The 1868-nt window shown below is 39.3% G+C and carries 5 tRNA genes; 2 read left to right on the plus strand and 3 right to left on the minus strand.

Features of this window, described 5'->3' with window-relative positions:
- Window positions 1-201 precede the first annotated feature (201 nt).
- The 3 genes from MTF68_RS13900 to MTF68_RS13910 form a co-directional block, all read right to left on the minus strand.
- Window positions 202-277, minus strand: a tRNA-Val gene (locus MTF68_RS13900).
- 158 nt (window positions 278-435) lie between these two features.
- Window positions 436-511 (minus strand) — tRNA-Val (locus tag MTF68_RS13905).
- A gap of 145 nt (window positions 512-656) precedes the next feature.
- A tRNA-Val gene (locus MTF68_RS13910) sits at window positions 657-732 on the minus strand.
- Between the two features lie 948 nt (window positions 733-1680).
- Here MTF68_RS13910 and MTF68_RS13915 point away from each other — a divergent pair.
- Window positions 1681-1756 (plus strand) — tRNA-Ala (locus tag MTF68_RS13915).
- 36 nt (window positions 1757-1792) lie between these two features.
- Window positions 1793-1868, plus strand: a tRNA-Glu gene (locus MTF68_RS13920).

Here is a 1868-nt window from a genome sequence, read left to right on the forward strand (position 1 = left end):
GTGACCCTCGCCTTGTAAGGGCGATGCTCTCCCAACTGAGCTAATCACCCACATATAAATTAAAACGCTACTATTAAAATAAATAGTACTGGACTTTAACCAGTGAACCTCGCCGTTACTTGGAAGTAGCGGTAATGCTCTCTTTTTTCTAAACTGAGTAATGACCCATTTAGATTTGTGTAATATGCACCATTCTAAGAATGGTGGGTCGTACTGGACTTGAACCAGTGACCCTCGCCTTGTAAGGGCGATGCTCTCCCAACTGAGCTAACGACCCATATTACATGCTACTACCTGTATAGATAGTACTGGACTTTAACCAGTGAACTTCGCCATCTTTTATAAAAAGCGGTGATGCTCTCTTTTCTTGTAACTGAGCTAACGACCCATATTACAATTCTAAAACGCGACTATTAATATAATAGGTTTTATATGTGGTGGGTGATACTGGACTTGAACCAGTGACCCTCGCCTTGTAAGGGCGATGCTCTCCCAACTGAGCTAATCACCCACATATAAATTAAAACGCTACTATTAATAATAGTACTGGACTTTAACCAGTGAACCTCACCTTCTTTTACTTAAAGCAGTGACGCTCTCTTTTCTAACTGAGCTAACAGCTCATATAGAATTTTAGATGTGTACACTTAATAAAGTGGTGGGTGATACTGGACTTGAACCAGTGACCCTCGCCTTGTAAGGGCGATGCTCTCCCAACTGAGCTAATCACCCACATCTAAACAACATTACATTGCTGCGTTGTTGTGGGGCGCTATTATAGATAGAGTTGCAAATGTGTCAACACTTGAATGATAAAAATGTGCTGAATGAAGGTTTTATAAACAGCGCAGGGTGGTTGGCGTTTACTTTATCATCAAATTTAAGTTGTTAGGGTAAATTAACAGCTGAATCTGAACTAAGTGACTGCCTTATTTTTACTTACAATAAAAAGCATTGCTTAAATAAGCTAATAAAAGGCGATGTTGAAATTGATACAGTAAGCGTGACGTTTTATCAAAAAGAAGATTTATGACTATATAAGGTTTTAAATTATTGAACTGGTATACGGTACTTTTTAAAAGGTAAGGGCATAAGCAGTTATCTGTATTGCCATTAGTGCGAATAAACTTTAATTAACACCATGGGTTTTGGCACAATGACAACAAAATAGAGCCTATTACCCAAACTGGAACATAGCGTTTAAAAACAGCACGAATTGTTTGCTAGCACTTTTAACGACGGCCTAATTCACTTCAATTTTTATATGTGTGTACAAGCAACTTAAAAAGGGAAGGGTTGAGCATTTAATAATAAGGTTATCGAATAGAGCCCTCGCATTTTAATAACACACTTAAATGCGGGGTTTAGCCTTGGTTTTAGTACTTTTTTAACCCCAACTCAATTTGCATATAAATGTATACCTTTTATGTTAAACATTATTACTTCATCAACGAGGTATAAATAGATAATTAACCTGTTTATAGTACTGTGAGATGAAGTACAGGCCAAATTTTGTCGAAATTGTATTTTTTTGCATGTCTGATAGCCAGTTTGTTGAAAATTAAACCATTTAAATAAAGTGGCATAAAAAACTGTTGACTTTATTTTGGGGGGTGCATAGAATGCGCCCCGCACTCAGCGATACACAACGTGTTAAACACGTTAGGTATTAAAAGGTTTGGGGCTATAGCTCAGCTGGGAGAGCGCTTCGCTGGCAGCGAAGAGGTCTGCGGTTCGATCCCGCATAGCTCCACCAAATCTTTGTGCATGTCCTAGGGTAGCAGTTTTCTGTGTCCCCATCGTCTAGAGGCCTAGGACACCGCCCTTTCACGGCGGTAACAGGGGTTCGAATCCCCTTGGGGACGCCA

It is taken from the genome of Pseudoalteromonas sp. 2CM37A, from assembly GCF_023161885.1.
GTDB lineage: Bacteria > Pseudomonadota > Gammaproteobacteria > Enterobacterales > Alteromonadaceae > Pseudoalteromonas > Pseudoalteromonas atlantica.